At 70.0% G+C, this 20,375-nt stretch carries 13 protein-coding genes and 1 riboswitch; of the genes, 6 read left to right on the top strand and 7 right to left on the bottom strand.

Features of this window, described 5'->3' with window-relative positions:
• Positions 1-190 precede the first annotated feature (190 nt).
• The 4 genes from AB0I10_RS25170 to AB0I10_RS25155 form a co-directional block, all read right to left on the bottom strand.
• The gene (locus tag AB0I10_RS25170) at positions 191-1,870 is read right to left on the bottom strand and encodes a GAF domain-containing protein (protein WP_363154899.1); all 1,680 of its coding nucleotides are present in this window, start codon (positions 1,868-1,870) and stop codon (positions 191-193) included.
• A gap of 143 nt (positions 1,871-2,013) precedes the next feature.
• Positions 2,014-5,676: a thiol reductant ABC exporter subunit CydD gene (gene cydD / locus AB0I10_RS25165; protein WP_363154866.1), complete on the bottom strand. Its 3,663-nt coding sequence runs from the start codon at positions 5,674-5,676 to the stop codon at positions 2,014-2,016.
• Positions 5,677-5,709: 33 nt separating this feature from the next.
• On the bottom strand, positions 5,710-6,711 hold the full coding sequence (gene cydB, locus AB0I10_RS25160) for a cytochrome d ubiquinol oxidase subunit II (RefSeq protein ID WP_363154865.1): 1,002 nt from the start codon (positions 6,709-6,711) through the stop codon (positions 5,710-5,712).
• Between the two features lie 9 nt (positions 6,712-6,720).
• The gene (locus AB0I10_RS25155; RefSeq protein WP_363154864.1) at positions 6,721-8,229 is read right to left on the bottom strand and encodes a cytochrome ubiquinol oxidase subunit I; all 1,509 of its coding nucleotides are present in this window, start codon (positions 8,227-8,229) and stop codon (positions 6,721-6,723) included.
• 225 nt (positions 8,230-8,454) lie between these two features.
• On the opposite strand from AB0I10_RS25155, the gene AB0I10_RS25150 reads away from it, so the two are divergent.
• The gene (locus tag AB0I10_RS25150; RefSeq protein ID WP_363154863.1) at positions 8,455-8,823 is read left to right on the top strand and encodes a cyclophilin-like fold protein; all 369 of its coding nucleotides are present in this window, start codon (positions 8,455-8,457) and stop codon (positions 8,821-8,823) included.
• Between the two features lie 43 nt (positions 8,824-8,866).
• Here AB0I10_RS25150 and hisC read toward each other — a convergent pair whose 3' ends face one another.
• Positions 8,867-9,943: a histidinol-phosphate transaminase gene (gene hisC, locus AB0I10_RS25145; RefSeq protein WP_363154862.1), complete on the bottom strand. Its 1,077-nt coding sequence runs from the start codon at positions 9,941-9,943 to the stop codon at positions 8,867-8,869.
• 420 nt (positions 9,944-10,363) lie between these two features.
• On the opposite strand from hisC, the gene AB0I10_RS25140 reads away from it, so the two are divergent.
• The 4 genes from AB0I10_RS25140 (at position 10,364) to AB0I10_RS25125 (ending at position 15,037) form a co-directional block, all read left to right on the top strand.
• Entirely contained in the window at positions 10,364-11,464 is a 1,101-nt protein-coding gene (locus AB0I10_RS25140) for a LacI family DNA-binding transcriptional regulator (RefSeq protein WP_363154861.1), read from the top strand.
• Between the two features lie 353 nt (positions 11,465-11,817).
• Positions 11,818-12,864 carry a metallophosphoesterase gene (locus AB0I10_RS25135; RefSeq protein ID WP_363154898.1) on the top strand — a complete coding sequence of 349 codons (1,047 nt, stop codon included), beginning with the start codon at positions 11,818-11,820 and terminating at the stop codon, positions 12,862-12,864.
• 213 nt (positions 12,865-13,077) lie between these two features.
• Positions 13,078-13,965, top strand: a complete 888-nt coding sequence (locus AB0I10_RS25130; protein ID WP_363154860.1) for a hypothetical protein — start codon at positions 13,078-13,080, stop codon at positions 13,963-13,965.
• Positions 13,966-14,095: 130 nt separating this feature from the next.
• The gene (locus AB0I10_RS25125; RefSeq protein WP_363154897.1) at positions 14,096-15,037 is read left to right on the top strand and encodes a Bro-N domain-containing protein; all 942 of its coding nucleotides are present in this window, start codon (positions 14,096-14,098) and stop codon (positions 15,035-15,037) included.
• 166 nt (positions 15,038-15,203) lie between these two features.
• On the opposite strand, the gene AB0I10_RS25120 is transcribed toward AB0I10_RS25125, so the two are convergent.
• Entirely contained in the window at positions 15,204-16,892 is a 1,689-nt protein-coding gene (locus AB0I10_RS25120) for a DUF885 domain-containing protein (RefSeq protein WP_363154859.1), read from the bottom strand.
• A gap of 146 nt (positions 16,893-17,038) precedes the next feature.
• Positions 17,039-18,823 carry a phosphomethylpyrimidine synthase ThiC gene (gene thiC / locus AB0I10_RS25115; protein ID WP_363154858.1) on the bottom strand — a complete coding sequence of 595 codons (1,785 nt, stop codon included), beginning with the start codon at positions 18,821-18,823 and terminating at the stop codon, positions 17,039-17,041.
• Positions 18,817-18,973: riboswitch (TPP riboswitch) on the bottom strand. It overlaps the preceding gene by 7 nt.
• Positions 18,974-19,044: 71 nt before the next feature.
• Here thiC and AB0I10_RS25110 point away from each other — a divergent pair.
• Positions 19,045-20,375: YibE/F family protein (locus tag AB0I10_RS25110; protein WP_363154857.1), on the top strand; the 1,331-nt coding region annotated here is incomplete at its 3' end.

The following is a 20,375-nucleotide window of genomic DNA, read 5'->3' as shown; positions in this document are numbered from 1 at the left end:
CACCGGCGCACCGGAGCCGCCCCCTTCGCCACCCCCATCCCCGCCGGCACACAGATGGACACATGGCCCGATAATCACCTAAACAGGTCCGGGATCGCCGGATCTCAGGTCTCTGCCGGCCACCCAACGCCCCGAACGGCCCAACGCGGCACCCGCCCCGGGCGACGGCCCAGGCGTCCCTGAGCCCCCCTCACAACGGCGCCTCCCACGTCACCATCGTCCCGGCGCCGTCCTCGCCCAGCCCGGGTCCGTACGAGCTCGAACCGCCCAGGGACTCCGCCCGCTTCGCGAGGTTCTTCAGGCCACTGCGGCGGCCGCCCTCGGGGATGCCGGTGCCGTCGTCCGCGACGGTCAGCCGGACGCCTTCGGTGCCGTCCGGCAAAGTGATCGTCGAGTCGACGACGACCTCGATCCGGGTGGCCCGGGCGTGCCGGAAGGCGTTCGACAGCGCCTCACGCAGCGCGGCGATCAGGTTCTTCCCGGTCAGCTCGCCGACGCGGGAGTCGACCGGGCCGATGAAGTTGGCCGACGGCTGGAAGCCGAGCGGTACGGCGGCCGTGCCGATCTCGCGCAGCACCCGGGTCCGCAGCCCGGACGGCGCCTCGGCCGGCCCCTGCTGGAGTGCGAAGATCGCGGTCCGGATCTCCTGGATGGTGATGTCCAGTTCGTCGACGGCCTTGCCGACGCCGTGGGTCACCTCCGGTACGACGGCCCTGCGTTGTGCGCTCTCCAGCATCATCCCGGTCGCGAACAGCCGCTGGATGACGAGATCGTGCAGGTCCCGGGCGATCCGGTCGCGGTCCTCGAACACCGCGAGCCGCTCCCGGTCGCGCTGGGCGTCGGCCAGCACCAGGGCCAGCGCCGCCTGTGTCGCGAACTGCGTGGCCATCGTCCGCTCGGCGCCGGTGAACGGGCGCGCGCCACGGACCCGTGGGGTCGCGAGGGTGCCCAGCACCCGGCCGCCGCTCTTGAGCGGCAGCATCATGCTCGGGCCGAAGCGCGGTGCGATGGCCGTGACCATCCGCGGATCGGTGGCCGAATCGTCCACGAACACCGGCTCCCCGGCCAGGAGTTGCTCCGCCACCGGGCTGTCGGGCGGAATCCTGGTGCCCATGATCCCGGTGGGGTCGTCCGCCGACACCGCGACGATTTCCAGGCCGCCTTCGTCGTCGGGCAGCAGCACGATGCCGGCCGCCGATTCCGCCAACTTCCGCGCCTGTTCGGCGACGACCGCGAGCGCATCGTCGACATCGCTGCCCGCGAGGAGTTCGGTGGTCACCGCGACCGAGCCGTCGATCCAGCGCTCCCGCTGCCGGGTCGCCGCGTACAGGCGGGCGTTGCCGATGGCGATACCGGCCTCGGTGGCGAGCACCCGCACCATGTGCAGATCCTCCTCGCTGAACTCCCCGCCGCCGTGCTTCTCCGTCAGATAGAGATTGCCGAAGATCTCGCCCTGAACCCGGATCGGCACACCCAGGAACGTCCGCATCGGCGGATGCCCCGGTGGGAATCCGGCCGAGCGCGGATCCTGGGCGAGGTCGGCGAGCCGCAGCGCCTTCGGGTCGTGGATGAGCGCGCCGAGCAGGCCCTTGTGGCCGTCCGGCAGTGCGCCGATCCGCCTGTGGTCCTGCCCGGTGACGCCGTACGTCACGAAGTCCGCCAGTCCCTCACGGGCGTCGTCGATGATCCCGATGGCCGCATAGCGGGCGTCGGCGAGTTCGGCGGCGGTCTCCGCGATCCGGTCGAGGGTGATGTGCAGATCCAGCCCCGCGCCGACCGTACGCATCGCCTCCAGCAACTGCGGCACCCGGGCGGTCAGCTCGGCGGACAGGCCCTGAAGGCTGCGGGTGGCTTCGGTGGCGGCGGCCATCGGGTCGCGTCGGGTGCCGTCGCCCCCCACGTCCGCGGGATCGGCACCGACGCCGGTGCTTCCCGCGTCCATGGGGTCTGAGGGTCCTGCCGTGGCTGCCATGCCATGAGCCTAATAAGGGCTCATTTCCGAGGAAAGTTCGGTTATGCGGGGAGGGCTGGAGCGCGAGCCGGGGCCTGCACCGGGGTCGGGGCCTGCTCCGGAATACCGTGCAGCACGCCCGGACCGCCGTACGCCGTGTCCACCGCCCGCTCGCGCTCCAGCATCCGCCGGAACGGGCCGTCGGCCGCCGCCAGCTCCGTGTATCCGCCGTGCTGCACGGCCCGGCCACGGTCCAGGACCAGTACCTCGTCGACCGCGTCGAGACCGGTGAGCCGATGGGTGATCAGGACCGTCGTACGGCCCTCGGTCGCGGCCAGCAGATCGGCGGTCAGCGCGTCCGCGGTGGCCAGATCGAGGTGCTCGGCGGGCTCGTCCAGGACGAGCACCGGGAAGTCCGCGAGCAGCGCCCTGGCCAGGGCGAGCCGCTGGCGCTGTCCGCCGGACAGCCGCGCACCGTGCTCCCCGACCATGGTGTCCAGCCCGTCGGGCAGCCCGCGCACCCAGTCCGCCAGCCGCGCCCGGCCGAGCGCGTCCCACAGGTCCTGATCGCGGGAGCCCGCCGGGTCCGGGTCAGCGCCGTCCGCCGCATCCCGATGGTCCCGGCGCGCGAGCTTGAGGTTCTCCCGCAGCGAGCTGTCGAAGATGTGCGCATCCTGCGCGCACAGCCCCACCAGCCGCCGGACCGCGTCGCCGTCCACCGACTGGGCATCCGTCCCGTCCAGCGTGTACGCCCCCGCCTCCCGGTCCAGGAAGCGCAGCAGCACCTGCCCGAGCGTGGTCTTGCCGGAGCCGGACGGGCCGACGACGGCCAGCCGCCGGCCGGCCGTCAGGGTGAAGCCGACGCCGTCCAGCGCCGGCTCGGCCTGGCCCGGGTGGCGTGCCGTCAGATCCCGTACGACCAGCGGGAACGGCGTGGCCGGAGCGGCGGCCGGAGCGGCCGGTTCGCGGACCGGCGCCGGGGAGTCCAGCACCTCGAAGATCCGCTCGGCGGCGCGCCGGGTGCGGTGGCGGTACTGCACGGCGAGCGGCAGCCCCGTCACCGCCTCGAACGCGGCGAGTGGCGTGAGGACCACGACGGCCAGCGTCACGCCGTCCAGCCGTCCGGCGTGCACCGCCTGTACGCCGGCCACTGCCGCCGCGGCGACGGTCAGGCCGCACAGCAGCGCCGAGAGTCCGGCGCCGATCCCGGCCGCGGCGGCCGAGCGGGACGCGATCCGGGTCAGCTCACGGTCCGCGCGCCGCGCCGCGTCCGTACGGGCCGCGAGGGCACCGGCGACCGTCAACTCGGCCGTACCGGTGAGCAGATCGACGACCCGGGTGGAGAGCACACCGCGGGCCGGTGCCAGCTGCCGCTCCGCTCGGCGGGCCAGCGCGCCGGAGAGCACCGGCACACCCGCGCCCGCCAGCAGCAGACCGGCCGCGAGGATCGCGCCGGCCTCCGGCAGCAGCCATCCGGTGAAGCCGACGGCGCCCGCGCCGACCAGCACCGCCGCCCCGACGGGCAGCAGCCAGCGCAGGAAGTGGTCCTGCACCGCGTCGACATCCGCCACCAGCCGCGACAGCAGATCGCCGCGGCTGCGCTCCTTGAGTCCGGCCGGCGCGAGCCGCTCCAGCCGCCGGAAGACGGCCACACGTACGTCGGCGAGCATCCGGAACACCGCATCGTGCGCAACGAGCCGCTCGGCGTACCGGAAGACCGCGCGCCCGATGCCGAACGCCCTGGTCGCGGTGACCGCCACCATCAAATACAGCACCGGCGGCTGTTGCGCGGCCCGCGAGATCAACCAGCCGGACGTCGCCATCAGGCCCACCGCGCTGCCCAGCGCGAGACTCCCGAGCAGCAGCGCCAGCATGAAGCGGGCACGATGGGCGCGGGCCATCCGGCGCAGCCGGGCGAGCGCCGGACCACGGGAGGGGATGGTGCCCTCGCCCTCACCGGAGTCCGGACGCGCCTCACCCGAGGCTGCGCGCGAGCCTTCATCAGCCGCGACGACCTCGGCAGCGCCGTCGCCCGGCACCGCTTCGTCATTCCCGGCATCGGCCCCCGAGCCGGCCGCCTCCCCCGCCCCGGCCAGCCGCACCGTGCGATCGGCCACCGCCAGCAGCGCCGGCCGGTGGACGACCAGCAGGACCGTACGGCCCACCGCGAGCCGCCGGACGGCCGCCACGATCGCCTCCTCGGTCTCGCCGTCCAGATTCGCGGTCGGCTCGTCCAGGAGCAGGACCGGGCGGTCGGCGAGGAACGCGCGGGCCAGCGCGATGCGCTGACGCTGCCCCGCGGAGAGCCCGGCGCCGGACTCGCCGAGGTGGGTCGCCGTGCCGTCGGGGAGCGCGTCGACGAAGTCCAGCGCCCCGGCGTCCTCCAGGGCCGTACGCACGGCCGCGTCATCCGCGTCCGGCCGCGCCAGCCGTACGTTCTCAGCGATGGTGCCCGCGAAGAGGTACGGGTGCTGCGGCACCCAGGCGATCCGCTGCCGCCAGCTGTCGGGGGAGAGGGACGCGAGGTCCTGGCCATCGACGAGGATGCGCCCCTCGGACGGCTCGGTGAAGCCGAGCACCACATTCAGCAGCGTGGACTTGCCGGCGCCGGACGGGCCGACCAGCGCGACCGTCTCGCCGGACCTGACCTCGAAAGACGTCGCAGGCAGCGAGTCTGCGGTCCGTCCGGGGTGGCGGACCACCAGTCCCTCGACGGCGAGCGCACTGCCCACCGGCGCGGGCGCCGTGCCGGGCGTCCGCAGCGGCGTTTCCAGCACCGCGAAGATCTCCTCCGCGGCCGAGAGCCCTTCGGCCGCGGCGTGGTACTGCGCGCCCACCTGCCGCAGCGGCAGATACGCCTCGGGCGCCAGGACCAGCACCATCAGCCCGGTGTAGAGATCGAGTTCGCCGTGCACCAGGCGCATGCCGATGCCGACCGCGACCAGGGCGACGGAGATCGTGGCAAGAAGTTCGAGCGCGAAGGAGGAGAGGAAGGCGATCCGCAGGGTGCGCAGCGTCGCCCGGCGGTACTCGCCGGTGATGGAACGGATGGACGCGGCCTGCGCCTTGGCCCGGCCGAAGACCTTCAGCGTGGGCAGCCCGGCCACGACGTCCAGGAAGTGCCCGGACAACCGCGCCAGCAGCTTCCACTGACGGTCCATACGGGCCTGGGTGGCCCAGCCGATGAGGACCATGAACAGCGGGATGAGGGGCAGCGTGATGACGATCGTCGCGGCCGAGATCCAGTCACCGGTGACAATCCGGGCCAGGACGGCGACGGGCACGACGACCGCCAGGCCCAGCTGCGGCAGATAGCGCGCGAAGTAGTCGTCCAGAGCGTCGATACCGCGGGTGGCCATGGTGGTGAGTTCGCCGGTGCGCTGGGTACCGAGCCAGGAGGGTCCCAGCGCGGTCGCGCGCTCCAGCAGCCTCGTACGGAGTTCGGACTTGACCGCCGCACTCGCCCGGTGCGCGGCCAGCTCCGTGAGCCAGGAGATCAGTCCGCGGCCGACGGAGACCAGTGCGAGCAGCAGCACCGGCGTGCTCAGGTCGCCCAGGCCTCGATCGTGCTGGAAGGCACCGACCACGATCTCGGCGATCAGCATGGCCTGGCCGACGACCAGGCCCGCTCCGGCAAGCCCGAGCACCACCACCGCGACAAGGAAGACGCGGGTGGCGCGGGCGTATCGGAGCAGGCGCGGGTCGACCGGTTTCACGTGAAACATTCCGTCCTGATGAACCCGATGGAGCGGGCGCGGTCAGTGGGCATCGGCGATGTGCTGGGTGCCGATCCGCTTGCGGAACACCCAGTACGTCCACCCCTGGTAGAGCAGCACGATCGGCGTGGCGATACCGGCACCCCAGGTCATGATCTTCAGGGTGTAGGCGCTGGAGGAGGCATTGGTGACCGTGAGGTTCCAGCTCTCGTTCAGCGAGGAGGGCATGACGTTCGGGAAGAGCGTCAGGAACAGCATCGCGACCGCGGCGGCGACGGTGATCCCGGAGAACGCGAACGCCCATCCCTCACGCCCGAGCTGATTGGCCCCGATCGCCGCGAGCAGCGCGACCACCGCGACGATCATGGCGACCAGGCTGCTGCCGTCACCCTTGTCGGCCTGGGTCCAGCTCAGAAAGCCGAGCACGAGCACGGCCGTGATCAGCCCGAGGACGGTCGCCATCCTGCGTGCCCGGTCCCGGATGTCGCCCAGCGTCTTGAGCGAGGCGAACACCGCACCGTGGAAGGTGAACAGCGTCAGCGTGACCAGGCCGCCGAGGATCGCGTACGGATTCAGCAGGTCGAGAAGGCTCCCGACGTACTCCTTGTGCGCGTCGATCTTCACTCCGCGCACGATGTTGCCGAATGCGACACCCCACAGCACCGCGGGGATCAGCGAGGTCCAGAAGATCGCCGTTTCCCAGTTCCGCTGCCAGCGCTCTTCGCTCCGCTTGGCCCGGTACTCGAAGGCGACGCCGCGCAGGATCAGACAGACGAGGATGAGCAGCAGAGGCAGATAGAAGCCGGAGAGGAGGGTGGCGTACCACTCGGGGAAGGCGGCGAAGGTCCCTCCGACCGCGCTGAGCAGCCAGACCTCGTTGCCGTCCCAGACCGGGCCGATGGTGTTGATCAGTACGCGCTTCTCTCGCCGGTCCCGGGCGAGCAGCTTGGTGAGGACGCCGATTCCGAAGTCGAAGCCTTCGAGGAAGAAGTACCCGACCCAGAGGACGGCGATAAGGACGAACCAGACGTCGTGGAGTTGCACGGTCGCCTCCTAGTACGAGAAGGCCATCGGCCGGTCGGCGTCCTTGGGGTCGCCGCCGATCTTGGTGGGCGGGTTGAGGTCGGACTCGGAGAGCTCCTGGGGTCCGGCCTTGATGTACTTCACCAGCAGCCTGACCTCGACCACGGCGAGCACCGCATAGAGCGTGGTGAAGACGATCATCGAGGTGAGCACCTCACCCTGCGAGACGCCCGGCGACACCGCGTCGGAGGTGCGCAGCACGCCGTAGACGACCCAGGGCTGGCGGCCCATCTCGGTGAAGATCCAGCCCCAGGAGTTCGCGATGAGCGGGAATCCGAGGGTGACGAAGGCCAGCGACCAGTACCACTTGGTGAGCCGGGCACCGAGCTGCTTGTTCTTGGTGAGCGCGAGACGGGGTGGTTCCTCGTCGCCCGTCCGCAGCTCCGGCGCGAGCCAGAACTTCCTGCGGGTGAGCCAGAGCCCGGCCAGTCCGATGGCGAAGGACGTCATGCCGAAGCCGATCATCCAGCGGAAGCCCCAGTAGGCGACGGGGATATTGGGCCGGTAGTCGCCGGGCCCGAACTGCTGCTGCTCGGCCTTGTTGACGTCGTTGATGCCGGGCACCGGCGAGCTGAAGTCGTTGTGGGCGAGGAAGGAGAGCAGTCCGGGGATCTCGATGGCGACCTTGTTGTGGCCCCTGTCGACATCGCCGTACGCGAAGACGGAGAACGGCGCCGGCTGTTCCGTCTCCCACAGCGCCTCGGCAGCGGCCATCTTCATCGGCTGCTGCTTGAACATGACCTTGCCGAGCTCATCGCCGCTGATCGCGGTCATGATGCCGGCGATGACGAGAGTGATCAGCCCGAGCCGCAGCGATGTCCGCATGACCTTGACGTGCTTCTTGCGCATCAGGTGGTACGCGGAGATGCCGACCATGAACGCGGCGCCGGTCAGGAAGGCGGCGGTCAGCGTGTGGAAGACGACGACCAGGGTGGTGTCCTGGGTCAGCACCTTCCAGAAGTCGGTGAGCTCGGCGCGGCCGTTGGCGGCGTTGTACTTGTAGCCGACCGGGTGCTGCATCCAGGAGTTGGCCGCGAGGATGAAGTAGGCGGACAGGATCGTGCCGATCGAGACCATCCACATGCAGAAGCAGTGGATCTTCTTGGGCAGCTTGTCCCAGCCGAAGATCCAGAGGCCGATGAAGGTGGACTCGAAGAAGAACGCGATGAGCGCCTCGAAGGCGAGCGGGGCACCGAAGACGTCACCGACGAACCGCGAGTAGTCGGACCAGTTCATGCCGAACTGGAACTCCTGGACGATGCCGGTGACGACACCCATCGCGATATTGATCAGAAACAGCTTGCCCCAGAACTTGGTGGCCTTGAGGTACTTCTGCTTGGCCGTTCGCACCCATGCGGTCTCAAGTCCGGCCACCAGAGCGGCGAGGGAGATCGTCAGGGGAACGAACAGGTAGTGGTAGACGGTCGTGATGCCGAATTGCCATCGCGCCAGAGTCTCTGGCGCCAACGCCAGTTCCACGTCGAGCTCTCCTTACGTCGCCGTTGCACTACGGCAGTTGTCCCCTTTGCACCGCACAGAACGGCACATACCGGGACGCGCTTGTGAACGCGTTCACATTCACAAGCAATTATCTCCTATGGCTGTTCCGCCTTCCCTACGGGGGGTACGTGACTGCGGTCACGCCGGAATCCATGGCACGCACCCCCTTCCCCCGCGCTTCAACATATTGTTGAATTCGGCGCCATGAAGATACGGATCTCATGGCCCGCGGGGCAGCTGACCGCCACGCTCGACGACACCCCGACCGCCGCGGCGCTCACCGCCGCACTGCCGCTCGGCAGCACCGCCCACACCTGGGGCGAGGAGGTCTACTTCGACACCGGGCTGACGCCCGCTCTGGAGGCCGGCGCCCGCCAGGTCGTCGAACCCGGCACGGTCGCCTTCTGGACCGAGGGCAGTGCCCTCGCGCTCCCGTACGGCCCCACCCCGATATCCCGGGGAGACGAGTGCCGCCTCGCCTCCCCCTGCAATGTGCTGGGCCGGATCGACGGCGACGCCCGCACGCTCGCCACCATCAGCAGCGGCGACCCGATCCGCGTCGAAAAAGCCTGAGGCCGCAGGTCAGCAGACCCACGGCCTCAGGAAGGAACGAGCCTCAGAGCGCCTTGCGGAACTCCTCCGCGGCCTCCAGGAACAGATCCATCGCCGCGCTCTCGCCGATCGTCACCCGCACGCCCTCACCGGGGAACGGCCGCACGACGACCCCGGCACGCTCGCACGCCGCCGCGAAGTCCGACGTACGGTCCCCCAGCCGCAGCCACACGAAGTTGGCCTGCGACTCGGGGACCGTCCAGCCCTGCCCGACCAGGCCCTCGTACACCCGGGCCCGCTCGGCGACCAGCGCGTCGACCCGCTCCATCAGCGCCGCCTCACTGCGCAGCGAGGCCACCGCCGCCTCCTGCGCCAGCTGGCTCACCCCGAACGGCACCGCCGTCTTGCGCAGCGCGGCCGCCACCGGCTCATGCGCCACTGCGAAGCCGACCCGTAGCCCCGCCAGGCCGTACGCCTTGGAGAAGGTCCGCAGCACGCACACATTGGGGCGGTCACGGTAGATGTCGATGCCGTCCGGCACCTCGGCGTCGCGGATGAACTCGCGGTACGCCTCGTCCAGGACGACGAGCACATCGCTCGGCACCCGGTCCAGGAAGGCCTCCAGCTCGGCACGGCGTACGACGGTGCCGGTGGGGTTGTTGGGGTTGCAGACGAAGATCAGCCGCGTCCGGTCGGTGATCGCGGCGAGCATTGCATCCAGGTCGTGCACCTCACCGGAGGTCAGCGGCACCTTTATGGAGGTGGCCCCGGAGACCTGGGCGATGATCGGGTACGCCTCGAACGACCGCCAGGCGTAGATCACTTCATCGCCGGGCCCGGCCGTCGACTGGATCAGCTGCTGGGCCACCCCCACCGATCCGGTGCCCGTCGCCAGATGCTCCACCGGCACCGAGAAGTGCTCGGACAGCTCCGCCATCAGGCCCGTGCAGGCCATGTCGGGGTAACGATTGAAGGACCCGGCGGCGGTCACCGCGCTCTCCAGGACGCCCGGCAGGGGCGGATAGGGGTTCTCGTTGGAGGACAGCTTGTACGCGGCGGGGCCGTCGGCCGCCGGCTTCCCCGGCTTATAGGTGGGAATGCCGTCCAGCGCAGCACGCAGCTTCGGGGTCTTCTCGCTCACCGCAGGTCCTCCTCGACCGTCCCGCTCGACTCCAATACTGCACACCTTATGAGGATTCCCCCGCCGGGTGTCAGCCCCTGCCCGGCAACCGGTCCTGGACGCACCGGCCCCCGGCGCACTCGGGCGCCGACCGCTCCCGGAACCCCGCGCGTGGGAACGACGGGGCGCCCCTCACCATGGCGTGCGCCGGTGGCGGGCGCCGTGGCGCGCATCCCTCGTGAAGGTGACTTGAGACCGCTTCGAGACCTGGACCCATCGACAGGCGAAGGCGATCAACCACCCATCAAACGAACGCTTCACACCGTAACTCCCTTCAATCCCAAGGAAATTGACGGGATATCACCATGCAGAAACGTGACTCTCAACAGGCGCCTGAGGGCCCCCGCGAATGGCTCTGCCGAGCCCTACTATCGGCTCGCCATGACAGCAGCAAGGAAGCACCAGGTGAGCCGGTCGACGGGTCGCCGGCTGGGGCGCGCGGGCATCCGGGACGTGGCCGCCGCAGCCGGTGTATCGATCACGACTGTCTCCGACGCGCTCAACGGCAAGGGCCGGCTTCCGGATGCCACCCGTAGCCATGTCCGCGAGGTGGCCGACCGGCTGGGCTACCGCCCGTCCGCAGCCGCCCGCACGCTCCGTACCGGCAAGTCAGGACTCATCGGTCTGACCGTGACCACGTACGGGGATGAACCTTTCACCTTCACCGAATTCGCGTACTTCGCGGAGATGGCCAGAGCCGCCACCTCCGCGGCGCTGGCCCGCGGCTATGCGCTGGTCATCCTCCCCGCGACCTCCCGCCACGACGTGTGGTCCAACGTCGCCCTGGACGGCACCGTCGTCATCGACCCCGCCGACGGCGACCCCGTGGTGACCGAACTCGTCCGGCACGGCATCCCCGTCGTCTCCGACGGCCGCCCCGGCGGCACCCTCCCGGTCACCGGCTGGGTCGACAACGATCACGAAGCGGCCGTCCTCGGCCTGCTCGACCATCTCGCCGACGCCGGCGCCCGCCGTATCGGCCTGCTCACCGGCACCACCACCGACACCTACACCCGGCTGTCGACCACCGCCTATCTGCGGTGGTGCGACCGAGTGGGCCAGGATCCGGTGTACGAGTCCTACCCGGCACACGACCCGTGCGCGGGCGCCATCGCCGCCGACCGGCTACTGGCCCGCCCGGACCGGCCGGACGCCGTCTACGGGCTCTTCGACCCCAACGGCACCGACCTGCTCGCCGCCGCCCGGCGCTACGGCCTGCGCGTTCCCGAGGATCTGCTGCTGGTCTGCTGCAGCGAGTCCACCGGCTACGCCACCACCGAACCGCCCATCACCACCCTGTCCCTCAAGCCGCGCCGCATCGGCACCGCCGTCGTCCAGATCCTCATCGATGCCATCGAGGGACTCGACAACGGCCGGCCCGTCGAACAGGTGATACCGACCGATCTGATCGTCCGGACCTCGTCCCAGCGACGGTCCCCGCGGACCACCATCAGCCCGCCGCGGGGACCTGCCGGGGAGTGAGCGTGCCCTGTGAGCGAAGGACCGGCCGTACCGGCGGCGGCCGGGCGCCCCCTTCCGTCAGGAAAATACAGGGTGATCCCGGGAGAAATCAGCCGCGAACGCCGGGCTCCGTGTGATTGACCACCCCCGGGTGCGTCACAACCCGCGAGCGGCATTCCTATGATGGGCGCACGACACCGCGGACCGCCGTCGACCAGGCAAAGGTCCGAGAGGTGCACGGCGGCGCGACGGTGGAGGGGTCGATGACTCAGGGGGCCAGTCAGGGATCCATGGTGTGGACCATGGCAGGACCAACTCCGGCGTCTCCTCCTCCGCCCGGACCGCCCTCGGGCGCGCCCGCGGGGCCGCCCCCGATGCCGCCGATGGGTCCGCCGATCCACCTGCCCGCGGGGCCCCCGGCAGCGCCGCCCGCCGCGCCCCCTGTGGTGCCGCCGCCCGCCCCTCCGGTCGAGCTGCCCGAGGAGTACACCCCGACCGCGCGTGACCTCCCGGTCATCGGCGCCGGCCGTACGGACACCCTCATCGACCGCCCGGCCGCCGGCTTCGTGCCGGCGCCCGAGCCCGACTCCGACGCGCCCGAAGGCATGGGCCCGTTGTACGTCGTCGGCGATGTGCACGGCTACTACGACGAGCTGCGCGAGGCACTCGCCGTCGAAGGACTGATCGACGGCGACGGCAACTGGGCGGCCGGCAACGCCCGGCTGTGGTTCCTCGGCGACTTCACCGACCGTGGCCCGGACGGCATCGGCGTCATCGACCTCGTCATGCAGCTCTCCGCACAGGCCGCGGCGGCCGGCGGCTACTGCAAGGCCCTGATGGGCAACCACGAACTGCTGCTGCTGGGTGCCAAACGGTTCGGCGACACCCCGGTCCAGTCCGGCGCCGGCACCGCCTCCTTCCAGGCCGCCTGGTTGCTCAACGGCGGCCAGAAGACCGACATGGACCGTCTGGAGGACCACCATCTCCAGTGGATGGCCCGCCTGGACGCCGTGATGGAGGAGGACGGGCATCTGCTCGTGCACTCCGACACCACCGCCTACCTCGAATACGGCGACTCCATCGAGGCCGTCAACGACACCGTCCACGACGTACTGACGCGCAGCGACGCCGACGAAGTCTGGGATCTCTTCCGCAAGTTCACCAAGCGCTTCGCCTTCCGGGACGAGTCCGGCTCGGACGCCGCGCGCGAGCTCCTGGGTGCCTACGGCGGCGAGCGCGTCGTGCACGGCCACAGCCCGATCCCGTATCTGCTGGGCGAGGTCGGCACGGAGGACGGCGAGGGCGACGGTATCGCCGTCGAAGGACCGCATGTCTACGCCGACGGCCTCGCCATCGCGATGGACGGCGGGATCACGATGGCCGGAAAGTTGCTGGTCGTTCAACTTCCGCTGACTGGCTGAGCGTTCTCCGGGCAGGTGTACGCCAGGCCGGAGGGCGGGGCGGCGGGCCGGCGGCCGGGCGGATTCCGGTCATGGCAGGACTCAATTTCCGCAAACTCCCTGTCACCCCCTGCCGGAGGCGCTCTACCATCGGGCTATCCGTAGCAGGCTCTCCTCCGTTTCCGCCCACCGCCCGGCCACAGCCGGCCGTACGGCCCTACGGAGCATCGGGGGATGCACATGAACAGCGCTCCGCACCTGCTGAACGAGGACCGCGAGGAATTCGCGCGGATCCTTGATGAGGCGCTGCGTACCGCCGCACACCGTCCGGACGATCTCGACTCCGGCGAAGGAAACCACCTCAGCACCGAGCAACTGCGCACGATGGCCCTCAGCGCCACCACCGCGATCGCCGCCTGCGCCACGGCCGAATACGAGCGCTATGTACAGCTCCGTGCCGAACTGCGTACGCCGTCGTCCGCCTCGTACGGCGCCGACGCGGGTGGCGGGGAGCAGGACGCTGCGTCCGGCGAAAGCCCAGGACCGGCCATGGCCGAGGGCGAGGCGACGGAAGCGGCCGGCGCCGGACTGGCCGCCATGATCACCGTCCTCGCACCGGTCCTCGCCGGTATCGCCGCCGTCCTCTTCCTCCTCATCGGCTACGTCCTGCGCACCATCAGCCCCGAACAGACCGTCGCGCGGCCGATGATCAGCGTCGGCTGGATCTTCGCCGCCCTGGCCGCGGCGGGCACCCTCGTCGCCATGGCCTGCCTCGTCATCACCGCCCTGCGCAACGGCTCGTCCTCCCGGTCCACCAGAGCGGGCGAACTGGCCGAGGACCTCGACCGCGCCCACGACGCCTGGCGGCACGCCCTCCTGGAACGCGGCCTGCTCCCGTTCTTCCGCGAGGCCCTCACCAACCCCGCCCCCGCCCCGGACGAGGACCCGGCCCGCTACGTCCCCCGCCGCACCTCCACCCCCGAAAGCCGCATCCCCACCCTCGGCTACACCCGCCCCGACTTCACCAGCCCCGACACCGGCCGCTCGGCGTCCCGCCCCCGCTACTCCAGCCCGGACTTCACCAGCCCGGATTACGGGGGCCCGGATCATGGGGCGGAGTAGGGGCACCGGCGGCGTACGTGCCGAGTTGTAGCGGAATGCCCGAGCCCGACCCGAACTGGTGAACTTCCGCTCTTTGCACGGCACTTCGCACTCTGGGGTGCATACGTTCCATGGCGGAGGTGATGCGCATATGCGCGAACACAGTGTGCCGCCGGAACATCCGGCCCGGCGGGATGCGATGGACGTCAATGATTTCGTTTATGCGGCTACGGGGGCCCGTGTCCGAAGAGTCACCCTGCCAAACGGAGAACACTGGTTCCCGGCCTCGGACGTCTGCCGCGAACTCGGCTACACCACGACCCGCAAGGCTCTTCTCGATCATGTTCCGGAGGGGCGCCGAGAGTTTCTCGAGACTGTGACTGGAAGTCACAGTCTCACCATTCCCGCAGGTCGCGAGTGGCGCCGAGACTTACAGATGGTCGATCTGCAAGGGCTCATCCTGCTCGTCAACGGCTGCACAAAACCATCATGTCTTCCCTTCAAGCAGTGGGTGTCGAGGGTGATCGCCACCGTCCAACGCGACGGCGCCTACGCCCTGGAGCCCTCCGAAATCGCCGCCCCGCAGCCCCCGGCTCCACCGGTCCCCCGGCCGGCCGAGTCTCCCGGCGAGATCGTGAACGCGATCACGCGCTTGGAGGTGCAGAACGAGCGCTTCCAGACCGAGCTGCTGGCCACGCTGCGGCGCTCGGAGCACGCATGGTCACAGATCGCCGACGCCTTGCGGAGCCCGGCAGACGATGAACCCGGGCCCGGGAAACGCGAGTTACGCGTCAGGACCGAAGAGCTCTTCGATCAGTGGAAGTCCCGGCTGAGCATCACCGAGGACGTGTGGGCCGTGGCCATCTCCATCCTGCCTGCCATGGCCCAGGACGGGCAGACCGAGGAGTCGTTGGAGTCACTCGCCGCCAAGACGGGCCTGACGCAGCAGAAGGTGCACTCCTGCCTGCGCTTTCTGCAGAAGCACCGGTGCATCCGCCAGTGCGGGCTGGCACCGGATGGGAGTCCGGTGTACGAGGTGGAGTTGCCGCCGCACCGGTCACCGCGGCGGGTGCCCCGACGCCCGCGCGGTTGAGCGTGTAGTGCGGCTTCACTGAAGACAGGCCGGCCCGAAGTCGCAACCAGAACTTGCGGCTTCGGGCCAGGCCCAACCGTAGCGGTTCATCGGTCGGCGAGCACCGATACACGAGCACATGCCGGAACGCGGCTCCCCTTTCAGGGCATCCCGGCCCCGCTCCGCCCTACAACCCCGCCAGGTTGTCCGCCAGATCGTCCAGACCGAATGACCCCTGAGCGAGTGCCTTCATGTGCCAGGCCTTGAGGTCGAAGGCGGTGCCGTGTCGGCGCCGGGCCGCTTCGCGGCCCTGTAGCCAGGCACGTTCGCCGAGTTTGTAACTGATGGCCTGGCCTGGCCAGCCGAGGTAGCGGTTGATCTCGCCGTTGCGCCGCTCGACCGGGCTGCCGTGGTGGGCGGCCATGAACTCGGTGGCCAGCGCCGGGGTCCAGCGCTCGCCGGGGTGGAAACCGGAGTCGGCGGGGATGGCGAGACGGAGGTGCATACCGATGTCGATGATCACCCGGATGATCCGCAGCATCTGTTTGTCCAGGTAGCCGAGTCGGCGGCCGGGGTCGTCGGCGTGGAAGCCCAGTTCGTCCATGAGGCGTTCGGCGTACAGAGCCCAGCCCTCGATGTTGGCGGTGACCTTGCCCAGGGTGACCCGGTAGCGGCCGAGCCGGTCGGCGGCCGCGACCCACTGGGAGAGCTGCAGATGGTGGCCGGGGACGCCCTCGTGGTACCAGGTGCTGACGATCTGCCAGGTCGGGAAGATCTGCCGGCCGAGGGTCGGGAGGTAGGTGCGGCCGGGGCGGCTGAAGTCGAGGCTGGGGCTCGCGTAGTGCGGCGCCGTGGAGCTTCCCGGCGGCGCGATACAGGATTCGACGTTGCGGAGGGGCCCGGTGATGTCGAAGTGCCGGCCGTCGAGAGCGTCGATCGCCTCGTCCATGATGTGCTGCAGCCAGTCGCGGATCTCCTCCTCGCCCTTGATCGCGTGGCCGTGCGCGTCGAGGTGGTGCATGGCTTCCAGGACGGTCGCGCCGGGCAGAACGCGATCGGCCTCGGCCCGCATCTCGGCGGCCGTCCGGTGGAACTCGTCCCAGGCCCATGCGTAGGCGTCGTCCACGTCGAGGTCGGCACCGGTGGAGTGGCGGGCGGCGCGCAGATAGCGCTCACGGCCGACGGCATCCGGGGTGCCCACCGCGGCGGGGACGTAGGTGTCCCGCAGCCAGTCGCGGAACTCGGCGATGGCGGCGGTGGCCCGGAGTGCTGCCGCGTCCAGTTCGGGACGCAGGCGCTCGGGGCCGTCCGAGACGAAGTCGGCGAACCAGCCGGGGCCGCCGGTGCCCCGCGCGGTCCAGGCATCGAGCTGGCCGATCACCGCGAGGGCCTGGCGGGGAGCGGAGAGCAGGCTCCGGGAGATCCCCTCGGTGAGCGTGGCACGGTAACGGTCCAGCGCGCCGGGCAGGTTGCGCAGCCGTCCGGCCACCGCCTCCCAGTCCTCGGCGGTGTCCGTCGGCATCAGGGTGAAGATCCCCCGCAGCCGGTGAATGGGCGCATCGACATTGCGCAGTTGGCGGAAGTTGTCGCCGGCCTCGTGCACGGCGAGCTCGGCGGTGAGCCGCTCCCGCAGCAGCTTGGCACCGGCCTGTTCAGTCGGCGTCTCGGAGGTGGGCGCGGTGTCGAGAGCCGCGAGGGTACGGCGGCCGAGATCGGCGAGGGCCTCGAAACCCTCGGGCGACAGGTCCGGCTGCCGGTCGTCCCCCGGATGCAGCCCCAGCCGCACTGAGGTCATCGGGTCGAGTGCGGCGACCCGTTCCACGTACTCATCGGCTATACGGCGAGGTGAGAGAGGCGAGATCGGGTGATCTGACATGCGGTCATCGTGGCCCACCCCCCGCCGCCGCGGCAGTGCGCCTTCCGGCCAGGCGCGGGCGCCGGCGTACGCGCCTCATCGCCCACCGGACCCGTGCGCCGCTGCCCCGGGAAGGCCGTTCCGGGACAGCGCCGCACGGTTTCGGCTCAGTCGGCCAGCGGCAGATACACCCGGTTCCCGCTCGCCGCGAACTCCTTGGACTTCTCCAGCATTCCGGCCTCGATCTCCTCGGCGCTGGCCGGGCCGGCCAGGTCAGGGGCGAACTGTTCGGTGATGCTGCGGCTGATCTTCATCGAGCAGAACTTCGGGCCGCACATGGAGCAGAAGTGCGCCGTCTTCGCCGGTTCGGCCGGCAGCGTCTCGTCGTGGAAGGCGCGGGCCGTGTCCGGGTCGAGGGCCAGGTTGAACTGGTCCTCCCAGCGGAACTCGAAGCGGGCGTCGGACAGCGCGTCGTCCCACTCCTGGGCGCCCGGGTGCCCCTTGGCCAGGTCCGCCGCATGGGCCGCGATCTTGTACGTGATGACGCCGGTCTTGACGTCGTCGCGGTCCGGCAGGCCCAGGTGCTCCTTGGGCGTGACGTAGCAGAGCATCGCGGTGCCCCACCAGGCGATCATCGCGGCGCCGATGCCGGAGGTGATGTGGTCGTAGGCGGGCGCGATGTCGGTGGTGAGCGGGCCGAGCGTGTAGAACGGGGCCTCTTCGCAGATCTCCTGCTGGAGGTCGATGTTCTCCTTGATCTTGTGCATCGGGACGTGTCCCGGGCCCTCGATCATCGTCTGGACGCCATGCCGCTTGGCGATGGTGTTCAGCTCGCCGAGCGTCCGCAGCTCCGCGAACTGCGCCTCGTCGTTGGCGTCCGCGATGGAGCCGGGGCGCAGGCCGTCGCCGAGGGAGTAGGTGACGTCGTAGGAGGCGAGGATCTCGCAGAGCTCCTCGAAGTGCGTGTAGAGGAAGGACTCCTCATGGTGCGCGAGGCACCAGGCGGCCATGATCGATCCACCGCGCGAGACGATGCCGGTCTTGCGGCGGGCCGTGAGGGGGACGTAGCGGAGCAGCACACCGGCATGCACCGTCATGTAGTCGACGCCCTGTTCGGCCTGCTCGATGACCGTGTCCTTGTAGATCTCCCAGGTCAGTTCCTCGGCCTTGCCGTCGACCTTCTCCAGCGCCTGGTAGAGGGGGACGGTGCCGATGGGGACGGGGGAGTTGCGCAGCACCCATTCGCGGGTGGTGTGGATGTTGCGGCCGGTCGAGAGGTCCATGACCGTGTCGGCGCCCCACTGGGTCGCCCAGGTCATCTTGTCGACCTCCTCCTCGATGGAGGAGGTGACCGCGGAGTTACCGATGTTGGCGTTCACCTTCACCAGGAAGTTCTTGCCGATGATCATCGGCTCGATCTCCGGGTGGTTGACGTTGGCGGGAAGCACCGCACGCCCGGCCGCGATCTCGTCGCGCACGAACTCGGGCGTGACGTTCTCGCGGATCGCGACGTACTCCATCTCCGCGGTGATCTCGCCGCGCCGGGCGTAGGCGAGCTGGGTGACCGCGGCGCCGTCCCGGCCGCGGCGCGGCTGGCGGGGGCGGCCGGGGAAGACCGCATCGAGGTTCTTGAGGCCACCGCGCGGCGAGGTGTGCTTGACGCCGTCGTCCTCCGGCCGCAGCGGGCGGCCCGCGTACTCCTCGGTGTCGCCCCGGGCGATGATCCAGTTCTCGCGCAGCGGGGCGAGACCGCGGCGGACGTCGGTTTCGATACTGGGGTCGGTGTACGGCCCTGACGTGTCGTAGAGCGTCACGTCCTTGCCGTTGGTGAGGTGCACCCTCCGGACCGGGACCCGAAGATCGGGGCGCGAACCGGAGACATAGCCCTTGTGCCAGCCGATCTTCCGGTCGGTCGGCACGTTTTCGGGCGTGCGTGCATCCTGCAGAGTCATAAGACCCAACTCCCTACGCCGGCATTACCCGGTAACAGGTTCGGCGGTCGACGCAGCCGCTTCCATCCGGCGATGTTCCACGTGAAACATTGCTGGGATGGAGGTCAGCGCCCTCTCAGCCCGGTGCTCCGAGCTCCCGCGATTGCAAAGGTGGCACCACGGTAGCGGCCGGCGTGGCGAGGTGAACAGGGGGCCCCAGGACTTCTTGCGATGATCGGGCGGTGAGCAGCCCCGAGCACCAGACGCATCCGCACTCGCACTCGCACTCTCATGCGCACGGCCATGGGCCCGCTGCGCCCGTTTCCCGGCATCTGCGCAAGGTCATCGCGGCGGTACTGATCCCCTTCGCCGCCGCGGTGGTGGTCGGTCTGGTCGTGCTGTGGCCAGGCGGCGCGCCCTCGCACAAGCCGTCCGGCGTCGGCTTCGACCAGCCCACCGAACGAGCCACCGTGGTCAAGGTGGAGCAGGTGAACTGCGCCGACGTCCATGCCGAACAACAGCCACAGCCGACGCCGCCCCAGGGACAACCGCCGACCGGGGGAGCGGCACAGGGCAAGGACTGCCAGCAGGCGACGATCAAGGTCACCACCGGGAAGGACACCGGTCGGACCTTCCAGACCGTGGTGACACCCGACGCCACGCGGCACTACACAAGCGGGCAGGAGGTGGTGGTCGCATACTCCCCAAAGGCCCCCAAGGATCTGCAGTACGCGGTCACCGATGTGGACCGGTCCTTCCCGATGTGGGTGCTGGCCGCGATCTTCGCGTTCGCCGTCGTGATCGTCGGCCGGCTGCGCGGGGTGCTCGCGCTGGTGGCGCTGACAGCGAGCTTCGGGGTGCTGACGCTGTTCATCCTCCCGGCCATCCTGCAGGGCTCCAATCCGCTGGTGGTGGCGATGGTCGGAGGCAGCGCGATCATGCTGATCGCGCTGTATTTGTGCCACGGTCTGACGGCCCGGACTTCGGTGGCGGTACTCGGCACGCTCGCGTCACTGCTGCTGATCGGCCTGCTCGGGTCGGTGTTCATCGGCTGGGCGTTGCTGACCGGCAATGTCGACGACACGACGGGGCTGGTGCACGGCCTGTACCCGGACATCGAGATCCGCGGTCTCCTGCTGGCGAGCATCATCATCGGATCGCTGGGTGTGCTCGACGATGTGACGGTGACCCAGACCGCCGCGGTGTGGGAGCTGAAGGAGGCGGATCCGTCGGCGAGTTGGCGCAAGCTGTACGGCGCGGCGATGCGGATCGGACGGGATCACATCGCATCGGTCGTGAACACTCTCGTACTGGCCTATGCGGGCGCGGCGTTGCCGTTGCTTTTGCTGTTCTCCATCGCACAGAGCACCGTCGGTACGGTCGCGTCGAGCGAGGTGGTCGCAACCGAGATCGTGCGCACGCTGGTGGGCAGCATCGGCCTGGTCGCCTCGGTGCCGCTGACAACGCTGCTCGCGGCGCTGGTCGTCTCGGCGAACCGCAGGGGGCAAGGCACACCGGGGCCCGGCGTCGGGGCCGGTACGCCGTCGGGCGGCGAGGACGCCACGGGAGGACG

Origin of the sequence: Streptomyces sp. NPDC050636 (genome assembly GCF_040654775.1) — a bacterium.
GTDB lineage: Bacteria > Actinomycetota > Actinomycetes > Streptomycetales > Streptomycetaceae > Streptomyces.
Note: the sequence above shows the minus strand (reverse complement) of the source record. Positions and strands in the feature narration are given on the sequence as shown.